Origin of the sequence: Mediterraneibacter torques (genome assembly GCF_044591705.1) — a bacterium.
GTDB classification, from domain to species: Bacteria; Bacillota; Clostridia; order Lachnospirales; family Lachnospiraceae; genus Mediterraneibacter; species Mediterraneibacter torques.
Genome location: NZ_CP172594.1, coordinates 139582 through 158959, shown reverse-complemented (window position 1 = coordinate 158959; position 19378 = coordinate 139582). Strand labels below are relative to the sequence as shown.

At 44.1% G+C, this 19378-nt stretch carries 18 protein-coding genes, 1 pseudogene and 1 riboswitch; of the genes and pseudogenes, 1 reads left to right on the top strand and 18 read right to left on the bottom strand.

What is annotated here, in order from left to right:
- Window positions 1-49 precede the first annotated feature (49 nt).
- From ACH9UM_RS00610 to ACH9UM_RS00595, 4 genes are all read right to left on the bottom strand, one after another.
- A complete protein-coding gene (locus ACH9UM_RS00610) occupies window positions 50-229 on the bottom strand; it encodes a DUF6903 family protein (protein ID WP_004847303.1) in 180 nt (59 codons plus the stop codon).
- Window positions 230-241: 12 nt separating this feature from the next.
- Window positions 242-1135, bottom strand: a complete 894-nt coding sequence (locus ACH9UM_RS00605) for a carbohydrate ABC transporter permease (RefSeq protein ID WP_004847301.1) — start codon at window positions 1133-1135, stop codon at window positions 242-244.
- Between the two features lie 15 nt (window positions 1136-1150).
- Window positions 1151-2041, bottom strand: coding sequence for a carbohydrate ABC transporter permease (locus ACH9UM_RS00600; protein WP_004847299.1), 891 nt, complete (start codon window positions 2039-2041; stop codon window positions 1151-1153).
- A gap of 116 nt (window positions 2042-2157) precedes the next feature.
- The gene (locus ACH9UM_RS00595; RefSeq protein WP_004847297.1) at window positions 2158-3579 is read right to left on the bottom strand and encodes a carbohydrate ABC transporter substrate-binding protein; all 1422 of its coding nucleotides are present in this window, start codon (window positions 3577-3579) and stop codon (window positions 2158-2160) included.
- 254 nt (window positions 3580-3833) lie between these two features.
- Between ACH9UM_RS00595 and ACH9UM_RS00590 the strand changes: the two genes are divergently transcribed.
- A complete protein-coding gene (locus ACH9UM_RS00590) occupies window positions 3834-4673 on the top strand; it encodes a helix-turn-helix domain-containing protein (RefSeq protein ID WP_009242471.1) in 840 nt (279 codons plus the stop codon).
- 10 nt (window positions 4674-4683) lie between these two features.
- On the opposite strand, the gene ACH9UM_RS00585 is transcribed toward ACH9UM_RS00590, so the two are convergent.
- From ACH9UM_RS00585 to ACH9UM_RS00520, 14 genes and pseudogenes are all read right to left on the bottom strand, one after another.
- On the bottom strand, window positions 4684-6036 hold the full coding sequence (locus ACH9UM_RS00585) for an MATE family efflux transporter (RefSeq protein ID WP_004847291.1): 1353 nt from the start codon (window positions 6034-6036) through the stop codon (window positions 4684-4686).
- Between the two features lie 7 nt (window positions 6037-6043).
- The gene (locus ACH9UM_RS00580) at window positions 6044-6763 is read right to left on the bottom strand and encodes an ABC transporter ATP-binding protein (RefSeq protein WP_330360054.1); all 720 of its coding nucleotides are present in this window, start codon (window positions 6761-6763) and stop codon (window positions 6044-6046) included.
- Between the two features lie 83 nt (window positions 6764-6846).
- Entirely contained in the window at window positions 6847-7782 is a 936-nt protein-coding gene (locus ACH9UM_RS00575; RefSeq protein WP_004847286.1) for a glycine betaine ABC transporter substrate-binding protein, read from the bottom strand.
- 99 nt (window positions 7783-7881) lie between these two features.
- Complete coding sequence (locus ACH9UM_RS00570; RefSeq protein WP_009320670.1) at window positions 7882-8535, bottom strand: ABC transporter permease; 654 nt, start codon at window positions 8533-8535, stop codon at window positions 7882-7884.
- 3 nt (window positions 8536-8538) lie between these two features.
- A complete protein-coding gene (locus ACH9UM_RS00565; protein ID WP_004847283.1) occupies window positions 8539-8862 on the bottom strand; it encodes a DUF6145 family protein in 324 nt (107 codons plus the stop codon).
- 117 nt (window positions 8863-8979) lie between these two features.
- Window positions 8980-9978 carry a biotin--[acetyl-CoA-carboxylase] ligase gene (locus tag ACH9UM_RS00560; protein WP_004847281.1) on the bottom strand — a complete coding sequence of 333 codons (999 nt, stop codon included), beginning with the start codon at window positions 9976-9978 and terminating at the stop codon, window positions 8980-8982.
- Window positions 9979-10160: 182 nt separating this feature from the next.
- Window positions 10161-11147: an ornithine carbamoyltransferase gene (gene argF, locus ACH9UM_RS00555; protein WP_009242474.1), complete on the bottom strand. Its 987-nt coding sequence runs from the start codon at window positions 11145-11147 to the stop codon at window positions 10161-10163.
- A gap of 106 nt (window positions 11148-11253) precedes the next feature.
- A complete protein-coding gene (locus tag ACH9UM_RS00550) occupies window positions 11254-12039 on the bottom strand; it encodes an RNA methyltransferase (protein WP_004847277.1) in 786 nt (261 codons plus the stop codon).
- Window positions 12040-12056: 17 nt separating this feature from the next.
- Window positions 12057-12749: pseudogene (locus ACH9UM_RS00545) on the bottom strand (potassium channel family protein); the annotation flags it as partial.
- A gap of 111 nt (window positions 12750-12860) precedes the next feature.
- Window positions 12861-14309 (bottom strand): TrkH family potassium uptake protein, encoded by a 1449-nt coding sequence (locus tag ACH9UM_RS00540; RefSeq protein ID WP_004847273.1) that lies wholly within the window; start codon window positions 14307-14309, stop codon window positions 12861-12863.
- Window positions 14310-14444: 135 nt separating this feature from the next.
- Entirely contained in the window at window positions 14445-15137 is a 693-nt protein-coding gene (locus ACH9UM_RS00535; protein ID WP_004847271.1) for a response regulator transcription factor, read from the bottom strand.
- The gene (locus tag ACH9UM_RS00530; protein ID WP_009242476.1) at window positions 15130-16185 is read right to left on the bottom strand and encodes a cell wall metabolism sensor histidine kinase WalK; all 1056 of its coding nucleotides are present in this window, start codon (window positions 16183-16185) and stop codon (window positions 15130-15132) included. The genes ACH9UM_RS00535 and ACH9UM_RS00530 overlap by 8 nt, the downstream gene beginning before the upstream one ends.
- 209 nt (window positions 16186-16394) lie before the next feature.
- Entirely contained in the window at window positions 16395-17594 is a 1200-nt protein-coding gene (gene metK / locus ACH9UM_RS00525) for a methionine adenosyltransferase (protein WP_009242477.1), read from the bottom strand.
- A 178-nt stretch (window positions 17595-17772) separates the two neighbouring features.
- Window positions 17773-17870, bottom strand: a riboswitch (SAM riboswitch).
- Between the two features lie 61 nt (window positions 17871-17931).
- The gene (locus tag ACH9UM_RS00520) at window positions 17932-19365 is read right to left on the bottom strand and encodes an MATE family efflux transporter (RefSeq protein ID WP_009242478.1); all 1434 of its coding nucleotides are present in this window, start codon (window positions 19363-19365) and stop codon (window positions 17932-17934) included.
- Window positions 19366-19378: the final 13 nt, after the last annotated feature.

Here is a 19378-nt window from a genome sequence, read left to right as displayed (position 1 = left end):
CCCTCTTTGTTCTTTCCTGTTTTCTTTTTCTGTTTTCTGTTATATTTTGCTATTTATATTTATGATTATAAAAAGCAAGAAGTCCGATCAGACCCGCAAGTCCTGCAAGCATTGTCAGAAGCCCCTGCGGTCCGATATTTTTCTGACCGATAATGATAAGGGCTACAGACGCGATAAAAATAACAGCAACAATGATTCCTACTAAAACCTGTTTTGTTCTTTCATCCATAATATCAACCTCCTACCCCTTCAATCCGCCGAGTGTCATACCCTGTGTCAGTTTCTTCTGTACACAGATATACAAAATCAACGTCGGCAGCATAACGATAACAAGACCTGCATACATCTGACCGTATTGAACTGCAGATTTCTGCGCCGCCATCAAGTTCATAAGTCCTACCGGCAGAGTTTTCAGTTCCGGTTTTGTCAGAAGTGTCATTGAAATAATGTATTCATTCCAGAATGACAGGAAACTGAACAAGATTACCGTAACAATACTCGGTTTTGCCATCGGGAAAATAATCTTTACCATCGTTGTAAAGTAACTTGCTCCGTCTACATAAGCGGCTTCTTCAAAATCTTTTGCCAAAGATCTGAAATATCCGGACAAAAGATAGATCGTAAACGGAAGCGCCGTAGACGCATACACAAGAGCCAGCACAAACAGGTTGTTCAAAAAGAACGTACCTCCTGTGAGCTGACGAAGCGTTTTATCCCAGTTATTGAGCATAAGGAAGATCGGTACAACAATGTAACTTACGTTAATGAACAGGCCTGCCATAAAAAGTACGTTCCAGAATTTTGACGTTTTAAACTTGAATCTGGACAATACATATGCCGCCGGAAGAGAGATCACGATCAGCAAAAGCAATGCAAGCGCTGTTACGATCACTGAGTTGAGCATGTAAGTTCCCATGCTCGCCTTCTCCCACGCATCGATAAAGTTCTGGAAATAAATCTTCTCCGGAAGTACCCACGGACTTCCGTAAAACTCTGAATTCTGCTTAACAGATGCAACAAATACCCAGCCGACCGGAATGATAATTGTGATCGCAAGGAGAATTAATAAGATATATACTACCACTTTTGAAAGTGTCAATGGTTTTTTTGACTCTTTTACTTTTGTTTTTCCCATCTTGATCTCCTTCCCTTAAAATTCGATTTCCTGACGTTTTGTTGCCACATTCAGAATTCCCGCAAGTGCAAACGAGAAGAGGAATACCATAACACCGATCGCCATACCATATCCATAGGAAGAGTTCGTGTACGCTTCCTGATACATATAACTTAAGAATACATTTGACGCTCCGTCCGGTCCGCCGTTTGTCATTGCTTTTACAAGCAGGAAACTCATATTGATCGTACTGATAACGAAGAATGTAAGTGTTGTTCTGATGTTTGTCCAGATCAGCGGAATTGTGATCGTAAAGAACTGTCTGATCTTTCCCGCGCCTTCCAAAGCCGCCGACTCATAAAGGCTTTCCGGCACGTTTGCCATACTTGCCATATACATAACCATATAGTAACCGATTGCCTGCCATACAAGTGCAATCACAATACTGTAAATAACTATCTTCTGATCTCCAAGCCAAAGCGTCGGGTTTTCCGCTCCTTTGAACAGATTCAAAAAAGAGTTCAAAAGTCCAAGGTTCGGATCATAGATTGCCGAGAAAATAGCACTGATAACTACTACCGACAAAATGTTCGGAATGTAGAAAATAACACTGAAAAATGTTTTTCCTTTAATTTTTTCCCGTGACAAAATATAAGCAAATACAAGCGCAAATGTAAATGTTACAAGTGTAACAAGAACGATCAGCAAAATCGAGTTCTGGAACGCCTGATAAAATTTGTCACTCTTGAAAAGTATTTTAAAGTTGTCCAATCCTACAAATGTCTTATTATCTGTATATCCACCCCATTTAAACATAGACATACGGAAAATATCGATCGTAGGCAGGATCATAAATACGATAAACAATATCGCTGCCGGGGCAAGACAGCAAAATACAAACAGCCCTTTTCCTTTTCTTGCTTTCATTAATTCATCTCCTGTCAGGATAAAACGGGCGGTGAAAACAGATTCACCGCCCGCCTACACCTGTGATATTCTTCCGGTCATCAGAACCGGTAAATTTCCGGTGATTTATTTTTTATTTATTTCAGCGCTTCATGGAATTTAGCACTGTCAGCTTTGATCTGATCGATCCAATCCTGCTCTGTCTTGTCTCCAGTTACAAGAGAGTTAACCGGATCAAAGAATGTAGAACGTGTTGTAAGACCTTCGATCGGCTCTGTTGCTGCGAATGCATCCATAACTGCAACTGCGCCTGTGTCGTAGATTGAGTAATACAGTTTTGTATTATCATCTGTGATCATATCAGACATTCCTTCGATCGGCTGAACTGCTCCGCCTTTATCGAAGAAGATCTTAGCTGCTTCATCAGAGTACAGGTAAGCGATAAATTCTTTTCCGAGATCCTGCTCTTTTGCTTCTGCCGGCATCCAGATCTGCTCGAAGAATGTGTAAGAAGCTCTCTCTCCGCCTTCTTTAACAGCCGGAAGAGCTGTGAATCCCCACTCGAATCCGTCTGCTTTCGGAGCATCTTCCATCTCGCCGATTACCCAGTTTCCGTTCGGCATGAACAGCGCTTTGTTGTCAAGTACAAGCTGTTGGTTCTTACGGAAATCGTTGTCGTTTGCATTAGCCGGTGTTGTTTTTTCTGTATATGTAGCAAGTTTTGCAACAATGTCAAATGCCTGTTTAGCGCCTTCTGTATCCCAGATACCATCTTCATATGTCAGCGCTTTAGAGAAATCGTCTCCCATTGTCTCATGCATCAAAGCATAGAAGAATGCGTCAAAGTAACCTGTTGTCGGATATGTAAACAATGCGATTCCTTCTTCTTTCGCTTTGTCGCCAAGTGCCCACATCTCATCCCATGTAGTCGGAACATCCCAGCCTTTTTCCTCAAACAGTCCTGCATTGTAGAACAGTCCGCATGGGCCGTAGAACATCGGCATCAGATATGTTTTTCCGTCTCCGTACGGATTTGTAATTGTATTCTCAACGAATCCCGGAAGGATCTTGTCTCCTACAGTTACTTCTTCGCCCGGTACTGTCATATCAAGAACATCTGTCAGATCAACAAGGTTGTTGTCTTTTACGAATGTCTCTGTGATTCCCGATTCAGCTCCTACAGCTCTTAAGATCACGTCCGGATACTCGCCGGATTTCATCTGCGGGTTGATTACATCTTCGAGCTTTTTGTCGATTGTAAGTTCAACCTTAACGCCTTCGTGAGATTTCTCGAATGCTGAGCAAACTTCTTTCCACATGTCTGCGCCGTAAGCTGTTTCTACCGCTGCAACCTTCAGTGTTTTTTCGTCTCCACCTTTGTCAGCGTCTTTGTCGTCTCCGCCTGATGAACCACAAGCTGCAAGGCTGAATGCCATAGAAGCAACAAGTAACAGACTGATCAGTTTTTTCTTTTTCATAATCGTTGGTCCTCCTTTATTTAACGATTTGTTTCTCTTGGTCTTAGAATAAACGAAATCCGATAATTTTTCAATACCCATTCTTGTCCTTTTTTTTATAAATATTGCTTTTTTGTATTTCCCCCGACTTTTTTTGCGTTTTTCCGACAAAAACTTTTTTATATTTATTTTTTTGTGCATTATATATAATTTCTTTTTTCGCCGCTTCTACAATACATCCATTTTCCCTTGATTTTTTTTTAAGAATTCACTATAATAAACACATTAATTTTTTACTTTTTTAGTTAAAAACAAAATTTCTAAACTATTCCAGATAAACAACGGAGGCTGTATTTATGGGAAATATACGACATTCATTCAACACTTCTAATCAGGAAACAACATTTTCGCAAATGCCGTACCGCCTGCTCTACTCCAGTTATTCAAAGTACGAACAAGACTGGGAAAGCTACCCGCACACCCATTATTTTTCCGAGCTTTTTTACGTACTGAACGGATGCGGAAGCTTCATTGTAGAAGAAGAATCATTTCCGATCCGAAAACAGAATCTGATCATCATCAACCCGAGCATCCGCCACACGGAAGTTTCAGACAAAAATTCTCCCTTGGAATACATTGTCCTCGGCGTGGAGGGACTAAACTTTCTTATTTATAACGACAAAGAATATTTAAATATACAGTGCGAAGATTTCTCCGAAAATCTCGACTTCTACTTTCATACGATCCTCCGGGAGATGGACGAACAAAAAGAAAGCTACGAGACGATCTGTCAAAATCTTCTCGAAGCTCTCATCATTCAACTTTCACGACATACCGGATCGCCCGTAGAAATGCTTCCTTCCTCAAAAAAGATTACCCGCGAATGCAGTTACGCAAAGCGCTTCATCGATTCTAACTTCAGAGAAAACATCACTCTTGACACACTTGCGGAGCTGACCCATCTGAATAAATATTATTTTGCCCATACATTTACCGAAATTTACGGGATCGCGCCTATGAACTATCTTGCTCAGAAACGGATCTTCACAAGTCAGGAACTTCTTACTTCAACGGATCTGAACCAGGCAGCGATTGCAAAACAGTGCGGCTTCTCTTCTTCAAGCTATTTTTCCCAATGTTTCCGAAAAATATGCGGCATGACTCCTACCGCTTACAGAAAACAGTTTATACGTTGACAGACGACAATTACATAATTTCATTCATCCTGTTAGTACGCTCGCCGCGTCTTAACAGGATGATTCCTGCCGCATCCGCCATCGCCCAGCCGATCGGTATCGCCGTCCAGATCGCTCCAACGCCGAACAACGGCGCACATGCATAGGCAAGGACAACCCGTGTTCCAAGTGAGAGGATCGTAAGAAGAAGAGAAACTTTCGGTCTTTCCACTGCCCGGAAATATCCGTAGAGCAAAAACAGGATTCCGATCCCGCAATAACACGCTCCCTCTGTTTTCAAATACCCTGTTCCGATCTGAATGATCTGTGTTTTCTGCGGATCAATAAAAATCCCCATCAAAAACTCTGCTCCGAAAAAGACTGCCGCAGATGCCGCCGCGCAAAACATTATGACAGTCACGGCAGCGCTTTTTGTTCCTTTTCTGATCCGTTCTTTTTTATCCGCCCCATAATTCTGCGAGATAAATATCGAATATGCATTCCCGAATTCCTGTGCCGGCATATATGCCAATGTATCAATCTTTACCCCTGCAGCGAACGCCGCCATAACCGATGTTCCGAAACTGTTCACAAGTCCCTGAACCATAAGTATCCCGAAATTCATCACAGACTGCTGGATTCCCGTCGATGCAGAATAAGAAAAGATCTCTTTCAAAAGATCTGCCCTTATACCGATCCCCTCTTCTTTCATTTTCTTCATGTTAAGTTCCGGTTCTTTCACAAGAGCGTATAATGCGATTCCAAGTCCTGCCGCTGCCTGAGCAAGAACCGTTGCCTCAGCCGCCCCTTTCACTCCGCGCCCGAGTTTTGCGACAAAGAAAAAATCCAGTCCGATATTAAGCGCAGTTCCGACGCCGAGAAAAATCAGAGGAATCACCGAATTTCCCGATGAACGGAGCAGAAACGCAAAATAATTATAGAGAAAAACAAAGATCAATCCGGCGAGGATCAGCCCCATATAAGAGCGCATCAGTCCGTAAATATCCGCCGGAATCTGCATCAGCGTGAGAATCGGATCAAGGCACACATATGAAACAATCGTCAAAATCACTGTCACTGAAAAAATAAGCACAAACGATGAAACAATATATTCTTTTAGTTTTCTTAACGCTCTTCGGCCATAACAGATTGAAAAAAGCGCTCCGCTCCCCATACACATGCCGATCAGGATCGAATTTAAAAACGTCATAAGCGTATATGCGCTTCCGACAGCCGCCAGCGCTTCCGCGCCGACAAACCTCCCGACAATCCATGTATCTGCCAGATTGTAACATTGCTGCATGATGTTTCCAAGGATCATCGGCACGGCAAACAGCAGCATTACAGCCGTCACATTTCCTTTTGTCAGATTACGTTTTTTCATAGTTTTTTCATCCGATCAGTTCTTTCACAAATTCATCCGCCGGATTTTTCTTTACATTTTCCGGCGTATCGCACTGCGCGATCTTTCCCTGCTCCATCACAAGAACCCGGTCTCCCAATTTCATCGCTTCCCTGATATCATGCGTAATAAACACGACTGTCATTCCTAATTTTTTCTGTAATGCCAGAAGTTCATTTTGCATAGCCCGCTTTGTAATTTCATCCAGCGCCCCGAATGGCTCGTCCATCAGAAGAAGTTTCGGGCGGGACGCAAGCGCCCTTGCGATCCCGACTCTTTGCTGCTGACCTCCGGAGAGTTCTTCGGGATAACGGTCAAGCATCTCACGCTCCAAACCGACCAGACCGATCAATTCTTCCGCCAGTTTCCGGTTTTGCCGTTTATCCTTCTGTCCGCTTATAACAGGAACGTAAATAATGTTTTTTTCAACAGTCATATGAGGAAAAAGCCCTTTATTTTGTATCACGTAGCCGATCTTTCTTCGAAGCCGGATCAAATCTGCCTCTCCTACGTCTTCCCCTGCCGCATATACTTTTCCCGAATCCGGCTTTTGCAATCCGTTTATCATCCGAAGCATCGTCGTCTTTCCACATCCCGATCTGCCGATCACCGTCAAAAATTCGCCTTCTTCCACAACAATGCTCACATCATCCAATGCTTTATATCTGCCAAAGCTTTTCGTCACATGTTCCAGACGTATCATTTCCATACGCATTCATTCCCCTGTACTTTTTTGTTTCTTCTCGAAAGTTTCTTCAAACGGTTCTGTTCTCACGGTTTTCGGAAAATATTTTACAGTAACCCGGACGTTTTTAAAAATTCTTCCGCCACTTCCGCTTCGTCACGTCCTTCTTCCTCAACCTGATAATTCAGTTCCGCCATTTTTTGATCTGTAAGAATTCCGTCCATCAGCTCTAACGTCTCTTTGAGCTTCGGATATTTTTCAAGCGCATCTTTGCGGACAACCGTTGAACAAAAATAATTTACCTGATAAGACTTATCGTCTTTTAACGCTCTCACATCATCCTGACTGATCTGAGCGTCTGTCGTATACCCGTTCGTCACATCAATATCACCGTTTCTAAGCGCCTGATATTTCAAACCGATATCAATATCTTTGATCTCTTTAAACTGAAATCCATACGCCGCAGACATCCCCGGAAGACCGTCCGCTCTCTCGATATAATCCGGGTTTCCTCCGAAAACAAGCTGATCCGAAACCGCCGCCAGATCCGAGCATGTCTCAAGATTGTATTTCTTTGCCGTATCTTCTCTTACGACAACGGCATACGTATTGTTCTGACCATACAGCCCTACCCACGTCATATCGAATTTTTCTTCGTATTCTTCCTGAAGTTTTGCAAGCATCTTATCATCGCTTACTTCACCTGCCTTATGTCCGAGCACAAGAATCCATCCGCTGGATGTATATTCCGGATAGAGATCAAACTCTCCCTTTTCCATTGCCGGCTGGATATTGCTCGTTCCTCCGCCGATACCTTTTGTAAGTTCTACTTCATAACCTGCCTTCTCCTCGATAAGCTTTTTCAACATTTCTCCGAGGATAAACTGCTCTGTCATCGGCTTTGTGGCGATCTTAACCGGTTCTTGAGCTTCGTTTCCCGCACTTCCTTCTTTCTTATCTTTGCTTCCGTTTCCCGCGCATCCGGCCATCGAAAGTATAAGCGCGCCGGTCAGAAAAAGCGCCGTGATCTTCTTTAATCTCATCTTTTGCCTCCTTATTCATAGTGTCCTTTTATGATTTTCTGTTTATATTTTTCTATTTATATTTTTCTATTTATGTTTTTTTATTTATGTTTTCCTGTTTTATCTGTTTTTTATGCCTGTTTTCTTTTTCACTTTCCGTTCCAGCAATCCGAGCAAAAGATCGCTTACGATCGCCAGAAGCGCGATCAGAAAACTACCGCAAAACGTCATTGCCGAATCATAGATCGTAATACCTCTGTAAATCGCTACTCCAAGACCTCCCGCTCCTATAAACGACGCGATCGCCGACACAGAGATTGTCATAACGACCATATTTCTTACGCCTGCTATGATGACTCCCGCTGCCAGTGGAAGTTTGATTTTTGTCATGATCTGGAAGCGCGTGCTCCCCATTCCTTCCGCCGCCGCGACTACTTCTTCCCCGACGCCGGTAATTCCCGCATACGTATTTCGCACCATCGGCATGATGCCGTAAATCGTAAGAGCGGTTATCGCCGTCTTATCTCCGATCCCCAAAACCGGGATCAGCATTCCCAGAAGTGAGATCGCCGGAATCGTATAACCGATATTTGCGATCGTCAGAACGGGACCTGCCGCTTTTTTATGTTCCGAAATAAAAATCCCTAAAAGAAGTCCTATGATCCCCGCGCTCACAGCCGCCGTTAAAGCCAGCCCCACATGTGCCGCAAACAAATCCAGAAACCATTCTTTTCTCTCAGCATACAGTTGGATGACCTTTTGTAAAAATTCCACACCCTACTCCTCTCCGAGATAAAACACCCTGTAAAATGTTTCAAGCGATTCAAACAATTCTCTTTTCGTCTGCTGAAGCTGTTTGATCTTCAGCACACTTCCTATCTCATCAAAAGCAAAATCATTTTCTTCGTGCTCTACTTTTAACTCGAGATTTCCTTCTTCATCATATACGACAAGGAGAATGCCTCCCACATCTTCCGTATACAATACGCACATGATCTGCAGTTCCTGACGCACTGCTTCCGGCAGCGACTCAAACTGAGGATTCAAATAAAATTTCTGTTCATATGCGCTTGCCGCACAAAGCACAACCTCTTCTTCCATACATTACCTCTCTTTTTCCTGTTTTTTTCCGAACTTAAAATCTGCATTTAGTTCGTCTATACTCATCCATATCTCTCAGCTTATCCTATGCATGCATTTCTTATCCCGCACATGCATTTATACATAACCGTACACACCTCTGACCGAGACTTCTCCGGCATAGACATGTTCCGAAGTTCCGTCTTCCCTTCTCACGATCAACTCTCCGTTTTTATCGATCCCCAGTGCCTTTGCCTTATATGTTCCGCTTGGATCAAGTACAAGAACGTCCCGATCCCGGTTGACAAGCATCGACATATACGTTTCCATCAGTCCGGATAAATCTTCCGTCTCAAGAAACAGGCGGTAATCTTCCTCAAAACATTTCATGATCGACGCAATGACAGACGCTCGTTTCACCATATGTCCGCATTCAAGATACAGCGATGTTGCATGATCTTTTAATTCTTCCGGGAACTTTTTTGTGTTTGCATTAATTCCGATCCCGACGGTCACATAATTGATATAATCGATCTGCGTACTCATCTCCGTGAGAATACCTGCCAGTTTTTTCCCGTTGACAACGAGATCGTTCGGCCACTTAATCTGAATATCCGGACAGGAAGCTCCCTCATTTTCAAAATATTTTTTTATTCCTTTCGCCGTACTGCACGCCGTCACGATCGTCAGCATAGACGCTTTATCCGGCGTGATCTTCGGTCTTAAAAGAACCGACATAAAGATCCCCGCTCCGGCAGGTGATTCCCACGAACGTCCTCTGCGCCCTCTTCCCGCCGTCTGCTCTTCCGCCACAGCCAGCGTTCCGGCTAAAGCGCCTTCATCTCCCATCTGCTTGATGCGCAGATTCGTTGAATCCGTCACTTTATAACATACGACATTTCTTCCCGCCCATTCCGTATGCATACAGCTTTCCACTTCTTCTTTTGTCAAAATGTCGGGACTTTCCACCATGCGATACCCTTTGTTTCGCACAGCTTCCACCTCGTAGCCGTCTTCCTGAAGCCGGCGGATCACCTTCCAGACCGCAGTGCGCGACACATTGAACTTCTCACAGATTTCCTGCCCCGAAATGTACCCGTCTGCTTCCCGCAGCATTTTCAAAATCTCTGCTTTCATAATTTTATCTGCTTTTCGCCTTCTCTGATTTTACTTTCTTGGCTTTTTGCCTTCTCAAGTTTTCGTCTTTTTATTCTCTCGACTTTTTATCTTTTTTACGTTCTCAGCTTTTCGTTGTCTTTATCTTTCTTGCTTTTTGCCTTTGTATCTTCTCTGTTTTTATCTTCTTTTCTACTTATTTTTTACTTCAATGTAGCATCCATAACCGCTTTAATCGTATGCATCCGGTTTTCCGCCTCATCGAACACTTTCGACTGTTCAGACTCAAATACCTCGTCCGTCACTTCCATATCTGTGATTCCGAAACGCTCGCCGATCTCTCTTCCGACTTTCGTTCCAAGATCATGAAACGCCGGAAGGCAGTGAAGAAAGATTGCTTCCGGTTTTGCATTTTCCATCACTTCTTTTGTTACTTTGTACGGAGTCAGCTCTCTGATCCGTTTCTCCCACACTTCGTCAGGTTCTCCCATAGATACCCATACGTCTGTATAGATGACGTCAGCGCCTTTTGTTCCTTCTTTCACATCGCTTGTCAATGTAATTTCAGAACCTGATTCTTTTGCATATACGCGGCACTCCTCTACAAGCTCCTCATTCGGGAAATAGTCTTCTGTCGTACACGCCACAAAATCAAGTCCGAGTTTTGCACAGGCGATCATGAGCGAATTGCCCATATTATAACGGGCATCTCCCATATATACAAGTTTCAGACCTTTCAGTTTCCCGAAATGTTCACGGATCGTCAGCATATCTGCCAGCATCTGTGTCGGATGATACTCGTTTGTCAATCCGTTCCATACAGGTACTCCCGCATACTGAGCCAGCTCTTCGACAATCTCCTGTCCGAATCCTCTGTACTCGATTCCTTCATACATTCTTCCAAGTACTCTTGCCGTATCTTTGATGCTCTCTTTCTTCCCGAACTGAGATCCCATCGTTCCGATATAAGTCGTCCCCATTCCGAGATCATGTGCCGCTATCTCAAAAGAACTGCGTGTACGCGTACTGTCTTTTTCAAAGATCAGCGCCACATTTTTCCCTCTGTGATGATCGACAAGTATCCCTTTTTTCTTCTTTTCTTTTAATTCTGCGGCAAGGTCCAAAAGATAAATGATCTCTTCCGGTGTAAAATCTTTCAGTGTCAAAAAATGTCTTCCTTTTAAATCCATTGTCTTATCCTCTCTTTTCATTTATTTTTTATCTGTATTTATTTACTTTCAATTATTCACATTTGTTTTCATTTACTTTGATCATCATTTACAGACTCGCGCCGCCTTATTTTCTCTTGTTCCGCCTTTGTCTGCCCGCTTCAAACATAAGTACTGCCGAAGCCACCGCTGCATTCAGCGACTCTGCGCCGCCTTCCATCGGGATCAGTATTTTCCGATCCGCACATGCCGCAGTTTCTTCTGTCAGACCGTTTCCTTCATTTCCGATAAGAAATGCGCATGCCGTCTTGTAATCTTCCATATCATAGGAGTTTTCCCCTTTAAGATGCGCCGCATAAACCGTGATTCCTTCCCGTTTCAGTTCGTCGATCGTTCCTTTCAGATCATCCGTATAAATAAACGGAATCCGAAAAATCGCTCCCATCGTAGAACGGATCACTTTCGGATTATACAGATCTACACAGTCTTTGCTCAAAACAATGCCTGTAGCCCCCGCCGCCTCTGCAGTCCTGAAAATCGTTCCGAGATTGCCCGGATCCTGAATATTTTCAAGAACGAGCACATGCGGAGTCTCCCCTAAAATATCTTCCGCCGTATACTCCATCCGGCGTACGACGGCAAGGATTCCCTGCGGAGTCTTCGTGTCCGACACATGCGCAAATACCGTATCCGACATCACTTCCGCCTCTTGAATAAACCGATCGTTTTTTTCTTTGACGCATTTCGCCTGAAAACTTTCCGACACATACAGTTTTACAATGCGCTCCCGTGGGATCTCTTCCGCCATGCGCGGTCCTTCTACGATAAATACGCCCTCTTTCTCCCGCTCACGGCTTTTTTTCTGCAAACGAAGCAATTCTTTTACTTGTATATTCGATGTACTTGTAATCATTTTCTCACCTGCATTTTCTATCTGTTTTTCATGTCAAATTTCTCAAGAATATCGTTAGAACCGATCACGATCAATATTTCTTTTTCCCGAAGCGGCTCCTGCGGATTGATCGCGACTTCGATCTTTCCGTTCTTGATAATACCGACGACATTGATTCCCAGACGCTCTCTGACTCCGAGATCGACAAGACTCTTTCCTACCCAGTTTTGCGGCACGACGATCTCTACCATACTGTAATCATTTGAAAGAGAGATCCAGTCCACAAATTCTTTCGACACGAGGCTTTTTGCCACGCGGCTTCCCATCTCGATCTCAGGATACACGATACGATCCGCTCCGACTCTTTGCAGGATCGCGCCCTGAAGTTTGTCTTTCGCCTTTGCAACGACGAGAGGAATTCCCATTTCTTTGCAAAGCATCGTCGCCATAATACTTGCCTCTAAACTTTCCGAAATGGCAACTACCACTCCGTCAAGATTACGTCCTCCGAGAGCCTGCAGCGCGTCAGGCTCTGACACGTCCGCTTTGACCGCGTAAGAAACTTTGTCGGATATTTCCTGTACTTTCTCGTAAGACTCGTCTACGACGAGCACATCGCATCCCATATTTTCCAATGTAAGCGCAACGCTTGACCCGAAACTTCCAAGTCCCAACACCGCAAATTGTTTATCCATAATATGTTCCCTCCTTTTAAATGCTTCTGTCTTTACATTTCCGGTTTTGTATTTCTACTTTTTTATTTCTCTGTCCATATTCTCATCTTCATGCTCTGCATTGCATTTTCTTTCCCAATTATCCAAGCATTACGTTGTCTCTCCCACTTAGCCGAGCATCACATTTTCTTCCGGAAGTTCTCTGAACTTAGAAATCTTATCGCTTCTTCCCGATAATGCAAGCGCCATAGTAAGCGGTCCTATCCTTCCGACATACATAAGGATCATAAGGATCACATGACTTCCCCTGCTCAGGATCGGAGTAAGGTCTGCCGTCAGTCCGACCGTTCCCATTGCGGACGCCGCTTCATAAGTAAGATCAAGGAAATCAATTCCGGGTTCAAAGATTGTCAGTGCGGTAATTCCCGACATCAGGAAGATCAAAGTGATCATTGTGATCGTAATTCCCGATCTGACGATATTATTATCAATCTTTCTTGCAAAACACTCTGTATCTCTTTTGTTTTTCAGTACACAGAGAACCGTCAGCAAAAGCATCGCGATCGTCGTTGTCTTAACGCCGCCTGCCGTACCCGCCGGAGATCCTCCGATGAACATAAGCATACAGCCCAAAAGCTTCGAACTTTCTCTTAAGTCTCCTTGCGGAACTGTCGCAAATCCCGCCGTTCTTGTCGTCACCGACTGAAATAAAGATGCCGTCATCTTCTCAAGAAGATTCATATCTCCCATTGTTTCGGGGTTGTTAAACTCCAGCAGGAAAAATCCGACGGCGCCGCACAGGATTAGAAGTCCCGTCATCGTAAGAACGATCTTACTTTGCAGACAAAGTCTTGTAAACAGCCATTTTAAAGGTCTTTTCTTGATTTCCGTCATCTTTTTTATATTGATCGCAATGTCATGCCATACCGGAAAACCAAGTCCGCCCATAACGATCAGAAACATTGTCGTAAAATTAATAAGCCACGACCCTGAATACTGTATAAAGCTCGTACTTCCAAGTATATCGATACCCGCGTTGCAAAATGCCGAAACAGAATGAAAGATTGCGTAACCGACGCCTTTTATAAACCCAAACTCAGGAATAAACCGGAGCGAAAAAAGTACCGCGCCGATCCCCTCTACCAAAAACGTTCCTTTTAAAATACGGATCACGAACTTTACAAGACCTGAAAGCGTATCCAGTCCATATGCCTGTTGGATCGTGATTCTTCCTTTCATATTGATCTTTTTTCCCAATAAAAGGAAAAACGCAGACATGCAGGCGATCACTCCAAGTCCGCCGACCTGTATCAAAAGCAGTAAAATAATTTTCCCTAGCAATGTAAACTGTTCCGCCGGAACAATCGTCACAAGGCCGGTAACGCATACGCTGCTGACAGACGTAAAAAGCGCGTCTATAAACTCGATCGGCTTCTGATTACAGATCGGAAGGCTCAAAAGTATTCCGCCCCCGAGTATCACCCCGAAAAATCCGATAACAACCGTCTGCACCGTATTGAACTTCAGTCTCCTCGGACTCTTTTTTTTCTTTTCCATTTCTAAAAACCACCCTATGATCTTAATCTGTTTTCCCCATACACGGCATATATATTCCATATTATGCCGCTTCCCTTTTGACTTCTATATGATACACGCATTTATTCTCATTTACAATAGAAAAGGAGTTCCGAAAAACGAAACCCCTTTTCTCTCATGACAAATATAAAATCAAACTGTGTTTTCGTCATGCCATTACACTTTAAAGCGATATCCCACTCCCCATATCGTCTCGATATACTGTGGATGAGACGTGTCATATTCGATTTTCTCCCGAATCTTCTTAATATGCACTGTCACAGTCGCGATATCTCCTATCGACTCCATATCCCAGATCTCGCGAAACAGCTCTTCTTTCGTATACACATGATTCGGATGACTCGCCAAAAATGTAAGAAGATCGAACTCTTTCGTCGTAAATGACCGCTCTTCTCCTCCGACCCATACGCGTCTCGCCGTCGTATCGATCTTCAATCCGCGGATCTCGATCACTTCATTTTCCTCCGCATTGCTGTTGATCAGCCGTTCATATCTGGCAAGATGCGCTTTCACGCGGGCCACAAGCTCACTCGGGCTAAACGGCTTCGTCATATAATCATCCGCTCCAAGGCCCAGACCTCTGATTTTATCAATATCGTCTTTTTTGGCAGAAACCATAATAATCGGCGTATTCTTCTGATCTCTGATCTGACGGCATATTTCAAAACCGTCAACTCCCGGGAGCATCAGATCAAGAATAATCAGGTCAAAATCTCCGCCCAGTCCTTTTTGCAGACCTGTATCTCCGTCATTCGCCACTTCCACCTCAAAGTTGCTCAGTTCAAGATAATCTTTCTCAAGATCCGCAATACTCTCTTCATCCTCTACGATCAAAATACGCTTACTCATCAATAGATACCTCCTGATATTTTCTGATTACAAAATACATTGTTGTTCCGGCGCCCTCTTCACTGGTCGCCCATATATTTCCTCCATGTTCTTCCACGATCTTCTTCACGATCGACAAACCGATTCCGCTTCCGCCTTTCGATGAATTGCGGGAAGCATCCGTCCTGTAAAAGCGATCGAAAATGTACGGCAGGTCTTTTGCGGCGATCCCTTTGCCGTTGTCGCCTAATTCAACCTGTATAAAATCGCCGACATCTTTTACTTCCATCGTGACTTTTCCGTTCGGCTTGTCCATATATTTCAACGAATTCGATACGATATTATTGATCACCCTTCTAAGCTGCTCGGGATCAACGATCACCTTGCAGTCTTCTTCCATCGTATTGCAATAAGTAAATTCGATTCCTTTCGACTCAAGCTCCATATGCAGATCTTCCCCGCAGTCTCCAAAATACCCTTTCGCCGATATCGTCGTAAAATTATACGGAATACGATTCGTGTCGATCTTGGAATAAAGCGTCAGTTCGTTGATTAAAAGATCCATCTCATTTGCTTTATTATATATTGTCTTAATGTATCTGTCCATCCTTTCGGGGGTATCCGCAACCCCGTCCATGATTCCTTCCACATATCCTTTGATCGCCGTGATCGGTGTTTTCAGATCGTGGGAAATATTACTGATCAGCTCCTTGTTCTCCCGGTCGAATGCAACCTTCTCTTCCGCGTTCGCCTTCAGCCTAAGCCTCATCTCCTCAAAATCCTGACAGAGTTGTCCGATCTCATCATCCGACTCCTGCCTGATCTCAAAATCAAGATTCCCTTCCTTGATATTTCTTGCCGCCTTCTGCAGTTTCGCCAGCGGAACAGAAACCGAACGGTAGATCCAATAAATCAGCAGCGTCGTTGTGATGAATACGACAATCATATAAAGCTGCTGAAGTTCTCCTACTTCCCGCGACGCGAACGTATGCATCACTACATTCAAAAAGATCATCGGCAAAATCATAACAGACATAAATGCCACGATCAATTTTGTCCTAAGCTTCATAGGCGCTCCTCCTAAAACAGATTCTCACTTTTGCATGATATTATATATTATACCGTTACCCCTCCCCTTCTTCAACGAAACTTTTTATAAACAAATCAGCCGCCTCTTCGATATGGATATCCGTTACCCTGTATCGAAAAGACGGCCGAATCGTCATCTTAGTTTTCTATCCTTTTTCTATACCGGTCTTTCCCGCCGGTAAATCTGTTTTATGATTCAAGATATTTTTTCAGATCGTCTGCTTTGTCCAGTTTTTCCCACGGCAGTTCAACGTCAAGTCTTCCAAAATGTCCGTACGCAGCGGTCTGCTTATAGATCGGTCTGCGCAGATCCAGCATTTTAATAATTCCCGCCGGACGGAAATCAAAGTTCTCACGGATGATCTCCACAAGCTTTGTATCCGAAACCTTCCCTGTGCCGAACGTATCTACGGATACCGACGTCGGCTGCGCTACGCCGATGGCATAAGAAAGCTGGATCTCGCATCGTCTCGCAAGACCTGCCGCAACAATATTTTTCGCCGCATAACGCGCCGCATATGCCGCGGAACGATCCACTTTTGTACAATCTTTTCCCGAGAAAGCTCCGCCGCCGTGACGCGCCATTCCTCCGTAAGTATCAACAATGATTTTACGTCCTGTCAAACCGCTGTCTCCATGAGGTCCTCCGATCACAAAACGTCCTGTCGGATTAATGAAAAACTTTGTTTCATCATCTGTCATATTTGCCGGAATCACTTCATCGAATACATATTTCTTAATATCTTCATGAATCCGCTCCTGCGTCACTTCAGGATCGTGCTGTGTAGAAAGCACAACCGCATCCAAACGCTTTGGAACGCCGTTTTCATCATATTCCACAGTTACCTGTGTTTTCCCGTCCGGGCGAAGATACGGCAGTGTTCCGTTCTTTCTTACTTCTGTCAGACGGCGCGCAAGCTTATGCGCCATCGCCGCCGGATACGGCATATATTCTTCTGTTTCATCAGACGCATAACCGAACATCATTCCCTGATCTCCTGCTCCGATGGCTTCAATATCGTCTTCTGACATTTTATTTTCTTTTGCTTCGAGCGCTTTATCCACTCCCATCGCAATATCGGACGACTGTTCGTCAATCGTTGTGATCACGCCGCATGTATCGGCGTCAAATCCGTATTTTCCTCTTGTATAGCCGATTTCACGAACCGTGTCACGTACGATCTTCGGAATATCTACATAAGCTTTCGTCGTGATCTCTCCCATCACCATAACGACGCCTGTCGTACAGCATGTCTCACATGCGACACGGCTCATCGGATCCTGCTTCATAAGTTCATCCAAAATAGCGTCCGAAATCTGATCGCACATCTTGTCCGGATGTCCTTCCGTAACCGACTCGGAAGTAAATAAAATCTTTTCTCTCTCCATAACCATTCTCCTTTCGTTCACTTTCTCTATTTCTTTACGATCAAGAAAGATATCTGCCTGCGGCAGACTGCTTCGGATCATAAGCAGTCGTCAAGATCCCCGGATGACCCGGACTTTGACTCGCCGCCGCAAATAAAAACAGCCCGTAAAAGCGGACTGTCTCTCTATCACAACAATCCTCTTATTGTTCGATGACTCGCTCAGGTTGGCACCTTCCTGTTCAGGGGTTGCCGCAGCTTCTCAGATCCTTTGTATCTCCACTGCTCTGAATAAGAGAAAGTATTTTTATTAAACTGTTTTGTTACAAACAAGACTTTACAATGTACACTCGGAAATGTCAATGCTTTTCTTCATTTTCCCGCAGAAGATATTTTTCATCTTCCCCTTTACCGGTCAGGTTCTCAAGCCACACTCCCTTTTTCACCATTACCGCGCCCGCAATACACTTCAGCCATTCCCCGATCTGCATCGCACTGTAGACCGCCCACGGGGCAAGTCCGGTATATCGGCATAAAACAAAAACGATCGGAATGTTGACGCACCATAAGAATACACAGTCAAAGAAAAAAGTGACACCTGTTTTCCCGCCTGCCCGAAGGGTAAAATAAGCGGCGTTGAGAAATGCATTCTGGGGAATAAACACCGCCTGTGCCAAAACAAGTCCCATAGCCGCCTTTCGCACAGCTTCCGTCGTATTATAAATCCGGGGGAAAAACGGCGCGAAAAGAAACATAAAAACCGATACTGCGAAACTGATAAGAACGCAGGATACAATCATCTTATTGTCGATCTCTCTCGCTCTTTTCATATCTCCGAAGCCAAGCGCCTGCCCGACTATGATCGCCACGGATTCTCCCATCGCCGCAAACACAACGCTGAATAAGTTATTGATCGTATTCGCTATGTTCATCGCCGCGATCACCGTCAGCCCGCGCACAGAATAGTTTTGTGCCAAAACCGCCATACCGAAAGACCATAACGCTTCGTTCAGCAAAAGCGGCGTTCCCTTTATAAAATATTTTTTTACATGATCCCGGGGCACGGACAACGTTTTATAAAGTCCTGTCATATATGTATTTTCTTTCTCATGGGTATGCGCCCATATTACGACGATCGCCGTTTCCGTATAACGCGAAAGCACCGTTGCCACAGCCGCTCCCGCCACCCCCAGCCGGGGGAATCCGAACTTTCCGTATATCAGCAGATAATTGAAAATAAGATTGACCGCCACAGCCGCAGCTCCCGCCTTCATCGGCACTACTGTTTCCCCGCACTCACGCATCGTACTGGCATAAACCTGCAGGATCATAAACGCCGGAAGATCCAATAAGATAATCCGAAGATACGTCATCCCATATTCCAGCGCCAGCTTTTCATTTCCTCCGTTTTCTCCCATCAGATACAAAAGAATCAGCTGCTTTCCGAAAAACAGAAGAAGAAAAGCGGCGCCGACAGTAATTATCAGCGCCAACCAAATCTTATATCGGAATGTACTGCGTATCCCTTCATCATTTTTTTGTCCGAAATATTGGGCGGTAAAGATTCCCACACCTGCTGTTCCGCCGAAAATACATAAATTATACACAAATATGATCTGATTGACGATCGAAACACCCGACATCTCTTCTGTTCCCAGTCTTCCAACCATAATATTGTCCAAAAGGTTCACAAAATTTGTAAGTCCGTTCTGGATCATGATCGGAACGGCGATCGCCATGACCATCATATAAAAGGCTTTATTTCCAATATATTTTTTATACTTTTCTTTCATTTTTTCATATCAA